13 protein-coding genes are annotated in these 12,309 nt (G+C 63.1%); 4 read left to right on the forward strand and 9 right to left on the reverse strand.

Annotation, left to right across the window (positions count from 1 at the left end; genetic code table 11):
• Nucleotides 1-167: 167 nt before the first annotated feature.
• Entirely contained in the window at nt 168-1,061 is an 894-nt protein-coding gene (locus NKH91_RS09745) for a dienelactone hydrolase family protein (protein ID WP_352844505.1), read from the forward strand.
• On the opposite strand, the gene NKH91_RS09750 is transcribed toward NKH91_RS09745, so the two are convergent.
• A complete protein-coding gene (locus tag NKH91_RS09750) occupies nt 1,062-1,970 on the reverse strand; it encodes an EamA family transporter (protein WP_352844504.1) in 909 nt (302 codons plus the stop codon).
• A 90-nt stretch (nt 1,971-2,060) separates the two neighbouring features.
• Between NKH91_RS09750 and NKH91_RS09755 the strand changes: the two genes are divergently transcribed.
• Nucleotides 2,061-2,540, forward strand: coding sequence for an Lrp/AsnC family transcriptional regulator (locus NKH91_RS09755; RefSeq protein ID WP_352844850.1), 480 nt, complete (start codon nt 2,061-2,063; stop codon nt 2,538-2,540).
• An 8-nt stretch (nt 2,541-2,548) separates the two neighbouring features.
• On the opposite strand, the gene NKH91_RS09760 is transcribed toward NKH91_RS09755, so the two are convergent.
• Nucleotides 2,549-2,998 (reverse strand): RrF2 family transcriptional regulator, encoded by a 450-nt coding sequence (locus NKH91_RS09760; protein ID WP_006202816.1) that lies wholly within the window; start codon nt 2,996-2,998, stop codon nt 2,549-2,551.
• Nucleotides 2,999-3,248: 250 nt separating this feature from the next.
• Entirely contained in the window at nt 3,249-4,235 is a 987-nt protein-coding gene (locus tag NKH91_RS09765) for a sulfate ABC transporter substrate-binding protein (protein ID WP_352844503.1), read from the reverse strand.
• A gap of 280 nt (nt 4,236-4,515) precedes the next feature.
• Between NKH91_RS09765 and NKH91_RS09770 the strand changes: the two genes are divergently transcribed.
• Nucleotides 4,516-4,788 carry an antitoxin gene (locus NKH91_RS09770; RefSeq protein WP_352844502.1) on the forward strand — a complete coding sequence of 91 codons (273 nt, stop codon included), beginning with the start codon at nt 4,516-4,518 and terminating at the stop codon, nt 4,786-4,788.
• Complete coding sequence (locus tag NKH91_RS09775; protein ID WP_502896288.1) at nt 4,788-5,186, forward strand: type II toxin-antitoxin system VapC family toxin; 399 nt, start codon at nt 4,788-4,790, stop codon at nt 5,184-5,186. The genes NKH91_RS09770 and NKH91_RS09775 overlap by 1 nt, the downstream gene beginning before the upstream one ends.
• A gap of 14 nt (nt 5,187-5,200) precedes the next feature.
• Here NKH91_RS09775 and NKH91_RS09780 read toward each other — a convergent pair whose 3' ends face one another.
• The 6 genes from NKH91_RS09780 to pbpC all read right to left on the reverse strand — a co-directional run bounded on the left by NKH91_RS09780 (nt 5,201) and on the right by pbpC (nt 12,148).
• Nucleotides 5,201-6,241 (reverse strand): sulfate/molybdate ABC transporter ATP-binding protein, encoded by a 1,041-nt coding sequence (locus tag NKH91_RS09780; RefSeq protein ID WP_352482922.1) that lies wholly within the window; start codon nt 6,239-6,241, stop codon nt 5,201-5,203.
• Nucleotides 6,242-6,314: 73 nt separating this feature from the next.
• Entirely contained in the window at nt 6,315-7,199 is an 885-nt protein-coding gene (gene cysW, locus NKH91_RS09785; RefSeq protein WP_023720881.1) for a sulfate ABC transporter permease subunit CysW, read from the reverse strand.
• The gene (gene cysT, locus NKH91_RS09790) at nt 7,192-8,043 is read right to left on the reverse strand and encodes a sulfate ABC transporter permease subunit CysT (protein WP_023720880.1); all 852 of its coding nucleotides are present in this window, start codon (nt 8,041-8,043) and stop codon (nt 7,192-7,194) included. The genes cysW and cysT overlap by 8 nt, the downstream gene beginning before the upstream one ends.
• A gap of 18 nt (nt 8,044-8,061) precedes the next feature.
• Nucleotides 8,062-9,090 (reverse strand): sulfate ABC transporter substrate-binding protein, encoded by a 1,029-nt coding sequence (locus NKH91_RS09795; RefSeq protein ID WP_352844501.1) that lies wholly within the window; start codon nt 9,088-9,090, stop codon nt 8,062-8,064.
• A 220-nt stretch (nt 9,091-9,310) separates the two neighbouring features.
• Nucleotides 9,311-10,024, reverse strand: coding sequence for a M15 family metallopeptidase (locus NKH91_RS09800; RefSeq protein ID WP_352844500.1), 714 nt, complete (start codon nt 10,022-10,024; stop codon nt 9,311-9,313).
• A gap of 27 nt (nt 10,025-10,051) precedes the next feature.
• The gene (gene pbpC, locus NKH91_RS09805) at nt 10,052-12,148 is read right to left on the reverse strand and encodes a penicillin-binding protein 1C (RefSeq protein ID WP_352844499.1); all 2,097 of its coding nucleotides are present in this window, start codon (nt 12,146-12,148) and stop codon (nt 10,052-10,054) included.
• Nucleotides 12,149-12,309 lie beyond the last annotated feature (161 nt).

A 12,309-nucleotide genomic window follows, 5' to 3' on the forward strand; every position in this document is an offset into this window, starting at 1 on the left:
GTACCTCGTTGGTCAGCTGCGGGCCGGCGGCTGTCTCGGCCTGCTGGACCAACGCGGCATCAAGGCCATCGTGCAGAGACTTATGGCAGCCCTCACTCAGCCGTGACTGGACCAGCCAGGCTTCGACCCTATGTTGCTGCCGGGGGCCGAAGACCTAGGAGCGCGCCATGACAACACCTGCCGGCCCCGCCAAGCCTGTCATTACCCAGGCGATGATCGATGCCTATGATGAATACACGCATCTGACGCTCGACCGGCGGCGCTTCATGGAGCAGTTGACCAGGCTTGCCGGGTCGGGTGCGGCAGCGGCCGCGATCTCGCCGCTGCTGGCGGCGAATTCGGCCCAGGCGGCAATCGTCGCGGAAAACGATCCGCGCGTGAAAGGCGAGGACATCAGCTATCCAGGCAGCGGCGGCGAGATGAAGGGTTATCTGGTCAAGCCGGCGGGTCAGACCGGCAAGCTGGGCACGGTCATCGTCGTGCACGAAAACCGGGGGCTCAACCCGCATATTCGCGACGTGGCGCGGCGCGTGGCGCTGGAGGGGTTCGTGGCGCTTGCCCCGGACTTCATGACACCGCTCGGCGGCACGCCGGCCGATGAAAACAGGGCACGTGACCTGTTTTCCCAGCTCGATCCAGCACAGGTCGCCACCAATGCCGTCGCAACGGTCGCCTACCTCAAAGGCCACAAGGACGGCAACGGCAAGGTCGGCGCCGTCGGCTTCTGCTGGGGCGGCGGCACGGTGAACATGCTGGCCGTCAACGCGCCGGATCTTGCAGCCGCCGTTGCCTATTACGGCATGCAGCCGAAGGCCGAGGACGTGCCGAAGATCAAGGCGCCGCTCATGCTGCATTATGCCGGGCTCGACACCCGCACCAATGCCGGCATCGACGCCTTCAAGAAGGAACTCGACGCGGCCCATATCGAATATTCGGTCTATGTCTATGAAGGCGCCAACCATGCCTTCAACAACGACACATCGGCGGCCCGTTACGACAAGAAGGCGGCTGACCTCGCCTGGGGGCGGACGATCGCTTTCCTCAAGGAGAAGTTGGCCTGATCAGGCGGGCGCCAGCGCCGGTTTGTGAAGGGCGACGCCGGCCACCACCAGCGCGATGCCGAGGCAGTCGGTGAGGCTCGGCACCTGCCGCAGCACGATGACGCCGATCAACGTCGCGGTAACCGGAAGCAATGACAGCATCAGCGCGAAACTGGAGCGCGGCAGCCGCGACATGGCAAGCTGGTCGCAAATATAGGGAATGACCGACGAGCAGATGCCGACACCGACCGCCGCAAGCAGCAGCGGCGGCGTCGAGAACGCCGGCAGCGCATCGGCAAGACCGATCGGCAGAACGACGAGAAGGGCGACCGCCATGGCGGCACCCAGCCCGGCGATGCCATCGCCAGCGTCGGCGCGCGCGACGCGGTGGCCGAGCACGATATAGAAGACGAACAGCGCGCCATTGAGGAAGGCCCAGAACAGGCCGACAGGATCGCTCGACCATTTGACGTCGATGAGCAGCAAGGTGCCGGCGACGGCGATTGCAAGGGCGGCGAGATTGCGCGGGCTTCTGAGGCCGACAAGCGCGACGCCGATGGTGCCGACGAATTCGATCGCCGCTACCAGCGAGATCGGCAGCCGGTCGAGCGCCAGGTAAAACGAGCAATTCATCACCCCAAGGCAGACGCCGAAACCCACAAGCAACAACCGCGTCGAGCGATCGGCGCGGGCGAAGACCGCCCATGGTCGGGTCAGCGGGGCAAAGACCAGTGCCGCGGTGGCGATGCGCAGCCACGCCATGCCGAGCACGCCGACATGCGAGAAAAGCAGGACTGCGAAAGCGGGGCCGAGATAGTGGAACACGGCGCTGACGCCGAACCACAGATGGGGCGGCACCGAGCTTGCCAAGGTAAAAGCCGGGCCGGCGAGTGCCGGACTTGCTGCTGGGGCTTGAGTCCGATCTTCCATGGGGTCAGTATCGCAGGCGATTTTTGCCGTTGATATGGATGATGGCCGGGCATTGCGGCTATTCCCTTTTCGAAAGCAAGGAGTATTCCGCTGAAACGCCTTCGAAATGAAAATACCGATCTGGATCCGGCGGATCTAAAAATCCTGCGCCTGCTGGAGGAGGATGCGCGCACCAGTATTGCCGAACTGGCGCGCTCAGTCGGCCTGTCGGCGCCGAGCGTCGCCGAGCGCATCAAGCGGCTGCAGGAAAGCGGCGTGATCGAGGCCTATACGGTGCGGATTAATCCGGCCGCGCTCGGCATGAAGCTGTCGGCATGGCTGCGCATCAGGCCGGTGCCGGGGCAACTCGCCGTCGTGGCCGAAATCATCCGCGACCTGCCGGAAATCGCCCAATGCGACCGGGTCACCGGCGAAGACTGTTTCATCGCGCTGGCGCATGTCGGCTCGGCCGCCGAGCTCGAGCGGGTGATCGACCGGATCATTCCCCATGCGATGACCAATACGGCGATCATCCAGTCGACGCCGGTAGTGGCACGCTCGCCGCTAGGGGCGGTGAAGCGCCCGGCCTGATGCTAGATTTAAATCTGCGACGTCAGCTCGACCGGGAAATCGTCATTGTCGGCGTCGCGCATGGCGGCGAGGCTGCGGTTGTCCAGCACCTCTGCGATCGCCTGACGCACCTCCAGCATCATGTGCCGGACCTGGCAGGTCGCCTCGTCGCAATCCTCGCAGCGCTGGTATTGTGTGCGGCTGGCGCAAGGGATCGGCGCCAGCGGCCCGTCGAGGACACGCACGACATGGCCGATCTTGATTTCGGAAGCGGGACGGGCGAGGCGGTAACCGCCTTCCTTGCCCTTGCGGCTCTGGACGAAGCCGGCATTGCGCAACTCGCCCAGGATGGCATCCAGGAATTTCTTGGGGATGTTGTTGGCGACCGCAATGTCGTTGACGAATGCGAGCTGGCCGACCGGCAGGCCGGACAGATGCACGAGAGCCTTGAGGCCGTATTTGCCTTTTTTGGTAAGCATGCCCGAGTCAACCCATTAAGCCCCAACCACCCGCATCTGGCGGCTGTTTGTGTGCAAATAATGACGGTTTGGCCGTGCGATGCCGTTCGCGCAGACAGGCCGCCCGAAGACATATTGCGCGCAAACGCGTTGATTCTTCGTAACGTTTTGGAGGGCGGGCGTCCGGAACGGGCGGAGGCCACGTTTTCGGCGAGCAAATGAAGAAAGCCGGCAAACGCCCGCTTTCAATCAGTTCACGAGGTTGCAGACGTCAGCGGCTGCCGTAAGTCTGGTCGAGCAGGCCGCCAGCGGCGAAATGCTCGGCCTGGACCTTGGCCCAGCCGCCGAAGACATCCTCCACCGTCAATAGGCGGACATCGGGAAACTCAGCCTTGTACTTGGCGGCGACCGTCGCGTCGCGGGTCCGCAGGCCGTTGCGGGCGGCGATGTCCTGGCCCTCCAGCGTATAAAGGAAGTCGAGATAGGTCTTGGCGAGGTCGCGCGTGCCATGCTCGTCGGCGATCGTGTCGACGATCGCCACCGGAAACTCGGCCAAAAGGCTGACCGAGGGCGTCACCTGCTCGAATTTGTCCTCGCCATACTCCTTGCGGACGCCGCGCGTTTCCGACTCAAAGGTGATCAGCACGTCGCCGATCTCGCGCTGCACGAAAGTGGTGGTCGCGGCGCGTCCGCCGCTGTCGAAGATCGGTACGTTGTTGAACAGCTTGGTGACGAATTCCTTCACCTTGGCGTCGTCGCCCTTGAAGGCTTCCTTGGCGTAGGCGGTGGCCGCAAGGTAGGTGTACCGGGCATTGCCGGAGGTTTTCGGATTGGGGAAGATCACCTGGACGTCGTCGCGCACGAGATCGTTCCAATCCTTGATGTGCTTCGGATTGCCGTCGCGCACCAGGAAGGAGGGCAGCGAATAGAAGGGCGAGGCGTTGTCGGGAAAATCTTTCTGCCAATCCGCGGAGATGAGACCCTTCCTGACCAGGAAGTCGATGTCGAGGACCTGGTTGAAGGTGACCACATCGGCGCCGAGGCCCTCGGCGATGGCACGTGCCTGCGCAGACGTCCCGGCATGCGACTGATCGATGGTGACGCCTGGGTGGCCGGCGACGAACGCCTTGTTGACCTGCGCAAACAGCTCGCGGCCGACATCGTAAGAAGCGTTCAGCAATTTGTCGGCCGACCAGGCTTGGGAGGATGCGAGGAACAGGCCGGCCAATGTGGCGACGCCAAGCAAAAATCGCTTCATGAAAACAAGGCTCCAATGCGTGCGCTTATTGCCGGACCATAGCGGCAAGGCATTGTGCGCGACGAGGCACGCAGAGCGGCCGCTCCACGTTGTCGATAGAAGAAATATTCCCGCTGTGGAGGATTTCTAGTTTTTTCTTTCAGGCAGAGTCTTCCAAGCAGCTTGGCAGCGGTGCCGATGCCGTCGGCGTGCACGATGGTTCCCGGCCGGCCAACGCGATGGCGATTGCATCGCCGCGCGGTCTGGCATATACAAATGGTATATACAAGGAGCTATCGTCATGCCTCAACGCCGCCATTCAACAACCCCGCCGAAAGAGGCGAAGCTGTTTCGTAACAATCGCAGTCAGGCGGTGCGCATTCCTGTCGAGTTCGAACTTCCCGGCGAAAAGGTCTTGATCAGTCGTGAAGGCGACCGCCTGATCATCGAGCCGGTTCGCAAACCCGGCCTCACGGCGCTGCTCGCGCAATGGGCGAAAGAGCCGCCCCCCGGTTCCGAGGAGGACCTTCCCGAAGTCGAGGATATGCCTGTCAAATCCGAGGAATTGTTTTGATGCGGTTCATGCTGGACACGAACATTATCAGCGACATGATCCGAAATCCGGCCGGGAAAGCCGCCGCCGCCGTCCTGCGCGTGGGAGACGCCGCCGTGTGTACCAGCATCGTGGTCGCCTCGGAACTGCGATATGGCTGCGCCAGGAAAGAGTCGGCCAAGTTGCTCAAGAAGGTCGAGGAATTGCTGGCTGAGATTCCTGTCTTGCCGCTCGATGTGCCGGTAGATGCCGAGTACGGCGCGATTCGCGCAGAGCTGGAAGGAAGGGGCCAGACCATCGGCCAAAACGACCTTTTTATTGCTGCCCACGCCTATGCACTGGGAACTACCCTGGTGATCGCCAACACCGGCGAGTTCAACCGGATCAAAGGCCTGAAGGTCGAGAACTGGCTGGTGTAGCGCCTAAAAGAGGATCAAGCAGCCGGAAAAAGCTTCCAGCGCCGCGGCCTGAAAGCCACCCGGCTTTTCTGCGCCGCCGGATGGTCGACTGGCAACTCGATCTCGACCCGCTGGCGTTCGCCGCCGATTTCGAGCTCGACCCGCCTGGTGCCGGCGACGCGGCGGCTGGCGACAACCGTGCCGGCGATGCAGCCGTTGCATTCTTCCACCAGATCGACGTCGTGCGGGCGGAAGAACAGCGTCGCTTCACCTTGCGGTGCGTGCGGCGCGGAAAGCCCGATCGGCCGGTCGGCGATCCAGACCTGGCCGTCCTCGACCTTGACCGGGATCGAGCTCGATTCGCCGATGAAGCCATAGACGAAGGGCGAGTTCGGCGTGTCGTAGATCTCGTCGGCGGTGCCAACCTGCTCGATGCGGCCCTGGCTCATCACCACGACGCGGTCGGCAAGCTCCAGCGCCTCTTCCTGGTCATGGGTGACGAAGACCGTGGTGTGGCCGGTGGCGTCGTGGATGTCGCGCAGCCAGCGGCGCAGTTCGCGGCGCACCTGGGCATCGAGCGCGCCGAACGGCTCGTCGAGCAAAAGCACGGCCGGTTCGATCGCCATGGCGCGGGCCAGCGCCACGCGCTGGCGCTGGCCGCCCGAAAGCTGCGCCGGATAGCGTTTTTCCAGACCGGAAAGCTGAACGAGGTTGAGGAGTTCCGAGGCGCGGCGGCGGATTTCCTTCGCCGACGGGCGTGACGGCCCGTGCCGGACCTTGAGTCCGAAGCCGATATTGTCGGCGACCGTCATATGGCGAAACAGCGCGTAATGCTGAAAGACGAATCCGACATTGCGCTCCTGGATCGACTTTTGCGAGGCATCCTCTTCGCCGAAGAAGATCTTTCCGCGGGTCGGCCGCTCCAACCCGGCAATCAGCCTGAGCAGCGTCGTCTTGCCGGAACCGGATGGCCCCAGCAACGCGATCAACTCACCCGACTTGATGTCGAGCGAAACGTCGTGAAGGGCCGGAAACCGCTCAAACTCCTTGCGCACGTTGGCAACGCGAACTTCCATACAAATCCCTTTTGTAGTTGATGCATGTCGTTATCCCAAAACCGGTTCCCACTTTTGGGCGACATGCATTTTGTCAGTGTCCGCGCGTCGCGGCGATCTCGGCGCCGTAGCGCATCTCGAGAAGTGTTTTCAAGACCAGTGTGACGAGCGCCAGGCCGGCAAGCAGCGAAGCGACGGCAAAGGCGGCGGCGGCATTGTACTCGTTATAAAGGATTTCGACATGCAGCGGCATGGTGTTGGTCAACCCGCGTATGTGGCCGGACACCACCGAGACCGCGCCGAACTCACCCATGGCGCGGGCATTGCACAACAGTACGCCGTAGAGCAATCCCCATTTGACGTTAGGCAACGTCACGTACCAGAACGCCTGCCAGCCATTGGCGCCGAGCGACAGGGCCGCCTCCTCGTCGCCATTGCCCTGTTCCTGCATCAGCGGGATCAATTCGCGGGCGACGAAGGGGAAGGTGACGAAGATGGTGGCCAGCACGATGCCCGGCACGGCAAACAGGATGACGATGCCATGCGCCTTGAGCCAGGCACCGAGCAGGCCTTGCGCGCCGAAGAGGAGTACATAGACCAGGCCGGAAATGACCGGGGAGACCGAAAACGGCAGGTCGATCAGCGTGGTCAGGAACGCCTTGCCCTTGAACTCGAACTTGGCAATCGCCCAGGCGGCGGAAATGCCGAAGACGACGTTGAGCGGCACCGAGATCGCCGCGACCAGAAGCGTCAGGCGGATCGCCGAGCGCGTATCCGGTTCCGACAGCGCCTGTGTGTAGGCCTCGATGCCTTTGGCGAAAGCTTCCTTGAAGACGATGATCAGCGGCAAGAGCAGGAAAATGCCGAGGAAGGCAAAGGTCACGATCATCAGCACGGTTCTCGCCGTGCGGCTTTCGGTCACCGCCGGCGACTGGCTTTCGTGGTGCGGCGCGTAGGATTTGATCTCCGGGTCAGCCATAGCGCTTGCGGCTCCACGTCTGCACCAGGTTGATGACCAGCAGCATCACGAAGGACAGCGCCAGCATGATCGCCGCGATCGCGGTCGCCGCAGCGTAATTATATTCCTCGAGCCTGATGACAATCAGAAGCGGTGCGATCTCGGATTTATAGGGCAGGTTGCCGGCGATGAAGATGACTGAGCCGTACTCGCCGACGCCGCGCGCGAAGGCCAGCGCGAAACCGGTGACGATGGCCGGCGCCAGTCCGGGAAGCAGGACGCGGCTGATGATCTGGAAGCGATTGGCGCCGAGCGTTGCGGCCACTTCCTCGACCTCCTTGTCGATCTCCTCCATGATCGGCTGCACGGTGCGCACGACGAAGGGCAGCCCGATGAAGATCAGCGCAATGACAATGCCGAGTGGCGTATAAGCGACTTTGATGCCGAGCGGCGTCAGCAGGCTGCCGATCCAGCCGTTCGGTGCGTAAAGCGTGGTCAGCGCGATGCCGGCAACCGCCGTCGGCAGCGCAAAGGGCAGGTCGACCATGGCATCGACGATGCGGCGGCCGGGAAAGCTGTAGCGCACCAGCACCCAGGCGACGATCGTGCCGAAGACGACGTTGACGGCGGCGGCAATGAAGGCGGTGCCGAAGCTGATTTCAAGCGCGTTGATGGTGCGGCGGTCGGTGACGATCGCCCAGAAGTCGGTCCAGCCGAGCGCCGCCGAGCGCCAGATCAACCCGGACAGGGGAATGAGGATGATGAGGGTGAGGTAGGCAAGCGAGAAGCCGAGCGTCAATCCGAAACCCGGAATGACGCTCGGCTGCCTGAACCGCCACCCCGCCTTGGCGGGTGCTGTGGTCATGTCGTCCTGATCTAAATGCTACTGGGCCGGCTTATAGATCTGGTCGAATATACCACCGTCGCCGAAATGATAAGGCTGTGCCTTCTTCCAGCCGCCAAAAAGTGGGTCGTCGATGGTGACCAGCTTGATCTCAGGCTGCTTGGCCAGGTCCTCCGCCGGCACCAGGTCGGGCTTCGAAGGGCGATAATGGTTCTTGGCGATGATCGTCTGGCCTTCCTTGGAATAGAGGTAGCTCAGATAGGCTTCGGCAACTTTGCGTGTGCCTTTGGCGTCGACATTGGCGTCGACCACTGCGACCGGCGGCTCGGCCAGGATCGAGGCCGGCGGGTAGACGATATCGAAATTGTCAGCGCCGAACTCGTCGAGCGCCAGATAGGCCTCGTTTTCCCAGGCGAGCAGCACGTCGCCTAGCCCTTTTTGCGCAAAGGTCACGGTGGCGCCGCGCGCACCGGTGTCGAGAACCGGGACATGCGCATAGAGATTGCCAACGAATCCCTTGGTCTTGGCCTCGTCGCCGCCATCCTTGGCGCTGGCATAGGCCCAGGCGGCAAGATAGTTCCAGCGCGCGCCGCCGGAGGTCTTCGGATTGGGCGTGATCACCTGGACGTCATCCTCGACCAGATCGCCCCAATCATGAATGCCCTTGGGGTTTCCCTTGCGGACGAGGAAGATGATGGTCGAGGTGTAAGGCGCCGAATTGTTTTCGAATTTCGTCCGCCAGTCGGGATTGATCTTCTTCGTTTTCGAGACAATGGCGTTGATATCGCCTTCGAGCGCCAGCGTCACCACGTCGGCGTCGAGCCCGTCGATCACGGCGCGCGCCTGGGCGCCGGATCCGCCATGCGACTGCTGGATGGTCACCGTCTCGCCTGTCTCGGCCTTCCAGTGGGCGACAAAGGCCTCATCGAATTGCTTGTAGAGCTCACGCGTCGGGTCATAGGACACGTTGAGAATGGTGGTGTCGGCAAACGCGAAACCGAGCGTGCCGAACTGGACCGATGTGGCGACCAGTGCGCCGAGCAGTTTCCTGAAATGAGGTTTGGTCATTTCCGCCTCCGTTGAACTCGCGCCAAATCTACCGAATTGATAGAATTTAGATGCATTCAATGTTGCCTTTTTTGGCCTATTGAAGCAATTTTTCGCCTACTTTCGGCGATGGGAGGAACTATTTTCCCTTGCACGGGACCTACGCTCCCGACGCGATTATCTAGAGACGGCTAGCTCTTCGGCAATGGCGACGTCGCGTCCGAACGAGGTTTTGGGCGGACTATTCGGCGGTGACGGGAAAGTTGAAGCGCTCTCTTGGAAACGGCTCGTTTTCCAGCGTGAAGTGCCACCATTCGCGTGCGTAATTCTTGAAGCCGCCGGCGCGCATCGCCTCGACAAGTTTTTTGCGGTTTGCCGCCGCTTCACTGGCGATCGGTCGGTGAGCCGTTTCGCTCGTCGGATCGAAACAGTCGAAACCGGTGCCGAAATCCAGCGTGTCGGCATCGGTCGCGCCGCAGGCCGGTTTCGGAGCGCTCTTGCGGTCCGCTCGCGTGATGGCGACATCGACCGTCGATCCGCGCGAATGGGTGGACAGTTCGCCGATATAGCCCTTGGCGATGAGATCCTTGCGCTTGACCTTTGGGTACCATTGCGGGTCCGGTGGTCCGCTCGTTTTTGTCCAGTCACCCATGTCGGAGACAGCACGCGCAGGGCGGTAGCAGTCGAACACGACCAGCGTCAGCCCTCCGGCAGCAATCGCTTTCTGCACTGCGGAAAGCGCTTGCGCCGCTTGGCTGGTGAGGACGCATACCGGCGCATCGTAACCGCTTACCTTGCGATGCAGGAAGTTTTCGAGGCCGGCATAGCGGATATCCTGCCGGATACTGGGATCGATGTCGGCCAGCCGAACAAAGCCGGCGGGGAGGGCGTCAGCAGAGGCCGAGGAAATACCGGCGGCCGAAAGCAAGGCGTAAAACCCAATCCGCTGAATCACCTGCCGGAAACTATTCAAGGGAAACTTTCACTCGACAAAAACCTTCACACTGGCCGCGCGCCCCGCCGCATCGATTACGGTCAGGGTGGAATAGCCGGCGCCGTCCGGCTGCCAGGTCGCGGTGCGCCGCCGGTCGATGCCGACCAGCGGCTTGCCGTTGGCCAGCCAGCGGAACGGTGCGCGGCCGCCTTGCAGCTTGAGCACCAGCGGCGAGGCGTCGGCCGAGGAAGTGCCGAGATCGACACGGGCGCCGTCAGGCGGAAAGACGATGGTTGGTGCAGGTTCGGTCGGCGTCGCCTGCACCAGCCCGTCGACGCCGGCGCCGAAGCGCGTCAGCGTCACCGGCAATTCTTCGCGCTTTGGCCGGCGGACGCCGGACGGTTGGCTTGGCAGCGGCACGGCGGCTAGGCTGGAACGGACAAAGCCTTCGAACAGAATGGGCGCGGCCGAGACATAGCCGGACAGACCGGGCACCGCGCCGGCATCGGGGCGGCCGACCCAGACGCCGAGCACATAACGGCCGTCGAAGCCGACCGACCAGGCGTCGCGATAGCCGTAGGAGGTGCCGGTCTTGTAGGCGATGCCGCGTTGGGCGGCACCCTGGGGCGGCTTGACGCCCGACAGGATGTCGGTGATCTGCCAATTCGCCTGACCATCGAGGATGGTGGTGGTCGAGCGTTCGGTGTTCGCCGGCTCGGTGCCGTCATGCAGCGTGTGTGCCTTGCCGCCATTGGCAAGGCCGGCATAGAGTTGGACGAGGTCGCGCAGCGTCACTCCGACGCCACCGAGGCCGATCGCCAGGCCAGGCGCTTCGTTGACGGGCAGTATCGGCATCACGCCTGCCTGGCGAAAGCGCGCCATCAGCCGGGCCGGGCCGACCGCGTCGAGCACGCGGATCGCCGGCACGTTGAGCGACAATTGCAGCGCCTGCCTGATGCTGACATCGCCCTGATAGCCCATGTCGAAGTTCTTCGGCCGGTAACCGGAGAAATCGGCCGGGCTGTCCTCGATCAGCATCTCCTGCGCCACCAGGCCTTGCTCGAAGGCGAGGCCGTAGATGAACGGCTTCAGCGTCGAGCCAGGCGAGCGAACGACCTTGGTCATGTCGATCCAGCCCGAACGGCTGGCATCGAAGAAATCGGCAGAGCCGACCTCGCCAAGAATATCGCCGGTGCGGGCATCGGCCAGCACCATGGCCACCGAAAGGCGAGGGCCGAGCTTGGCGGCGGCATCCTTGGCCACCTGCTCCAGCCCTTCCTGGACACTCTTGCGGATCGTCAGTTGCAGCTTCTGGCCGGGAATGGCCTTGGGCAGCATTGCATAGGCAGCATGAGCAGCGAGCGCCGGCAAGGTCCGCCGCAGCCCCGACACATCGTCGAGCGCGGCTCGCGCGGCCTCGCGTTCGCCGAGCAGGCCTGCCGACACCATGCGGGTCAGCACGCGGTCGCGGGCGGCATGAGCGACTTCGAGGTTGCGGTCAGGGCGTCGCTTTTCCGGCAATTGCGGCAAAGCGACGAGCAGGGCCGCCTCAGAGACCGTCAGCCGCTTCGGCTCCTTGCCGAAATAGGCGAGCGAAGCGGCGCGCACGCCTTCGAGATTGCCGCCATAGGGCGCCAGCGTCAGGTAGCGTTCGAGGATCTCGCGCTTGGACAGCCGCCGTTCTATCTGGACGGCGCGCAGCATCTGTTTGATCTTCGAGCCGAGGCTGCGGCTGTCGCGCGGTTCGATCAGCCGGGCGAGTTGCATCGAGAGCGTCGAACCACCGGAGACGATATGGCCGCTGGTCACGAACTGGCCGGCGGCACGCGCCAGTGCCAGCACGTCGACGCCTTGATGATCCCAGAAGCGCTTGTCCTCATAGGTGACCAGCATGTCGACGAACTGGTTGTCAACCTGGTCCAGGTTGGTCGCAAGCCGCCAATAGCCATCCGGCGTGGCGAAGGCCCGCAACAGCTGGCCGTCACGGTCCTGCACCTCGGTCGAGACCGTCAGCGCAGCCGGCAGCGGCGGCGGAAAAGCGCGGTCGAGCTGCCAGAGGGCGACAGCGGTGATTGCGGCGAAGGAAATGCCCGCAATGGCCGCTCGGCGGAGGAATCTTTTGGAGAGCACGGCGCCGCCCCTCATCCGCCTGCCGGCACCTTCTTCCCGTGGAGGACGGGGAGAAGGTGAATGGCCGCAACGCTGGCGACCCCCTCTCCCCGTCCTTCACGGGGAGAGGGTAAGGGTGAGGGGCGGCGCGGCATCACGTCGTTACCTGCAGTCAACCGGTCTGCGTCCCTCTCCAT

The organism is Mesorhizobium sp. M0894 (genome assembly GCF_040319725.1).
In the GTDB taxonomy this organism is placed as follows: Bacteria; Pseudomonadota; Alphaproteobacteria; order Rhizobiales; family Rhizobiaceae; genus Mesorhizobium.

Coding starts and splice junctions, on each gene's coding strand:
- NKH91_RS09745 (WP_352844505.1), top strand. CDS start 168: ATGACAACACCTGCCGGCCCCGCCAAGCCTGTCATTACCCAGGCGATG.
- NKH91_RS09750 (WP_352844504.1), bottom strand. CDS start 1,970: ATGGAAGATCGGACTCAAGCCCCAGCAGCAAGTCCGGCACTCGCCGGC.
- NKH91_RS09760 (WP_006202816.1), bottom strand. CDS start 2,998: ATGCTTACCAAAAAAGGCAAATACGGCCTCAAGGCTCTCGTGCATCTG.
- NKH91_RS09765 (WP_352844503.1), bottom strand. CDS start 4,235: ATGAAGCGATTTTTGCTTGGCGTCGCCACATTGGCCGGCCTGTTCCTC.
- NKH91_RS09770 (WP_352844502.1), top strand. CDS start 4,516: ATGCCTCAACGCCGCCATTCAACAACCCCGCCGAAAGAGGCGAAGCTG.
- NKH91_RS09775 (WP_502896288.1), top strand. CDS start 4,788: ATGCGGTTCATGCTGGACACGAACATTATCAGCGACATGATCCGAAAT.
- NKH91_RS09780 (WP_352482922.1), bottom strand. CDS start 6,241: ATGGAAGTTCGCGTTGCCAACGTGCGCAAGGAGTTTGAGCGGTTTCCG.
- cysW (WP_023720881.1), bottom strand. CDS start 7,199: ATGGCTGACCCGGAGATCAAATCCTACGCGCCGCACCACGAAAGCCAG.
- cysT (WP_023720880.1), bottom strand. CDS start 8,043: ATGACCACAGCACCCGCCAAGGCGGGGTGGCGGTTCAGGCAGCCGAGC.
- NKH91_RS09795 (WP_352844501.1), bottom strand. CDS start 9,090: ATGACCAAACCTCATTTCAGGAAACTGCTCGGCGCACTGGTCGCCACA.
- pbpC (WP_352844499.1), bottom strand. CDS start 12,148: ATGAGGGGCGGCGCCGTGCTCTCCAAAAGATTCCTCCGCCGAGCGGCC.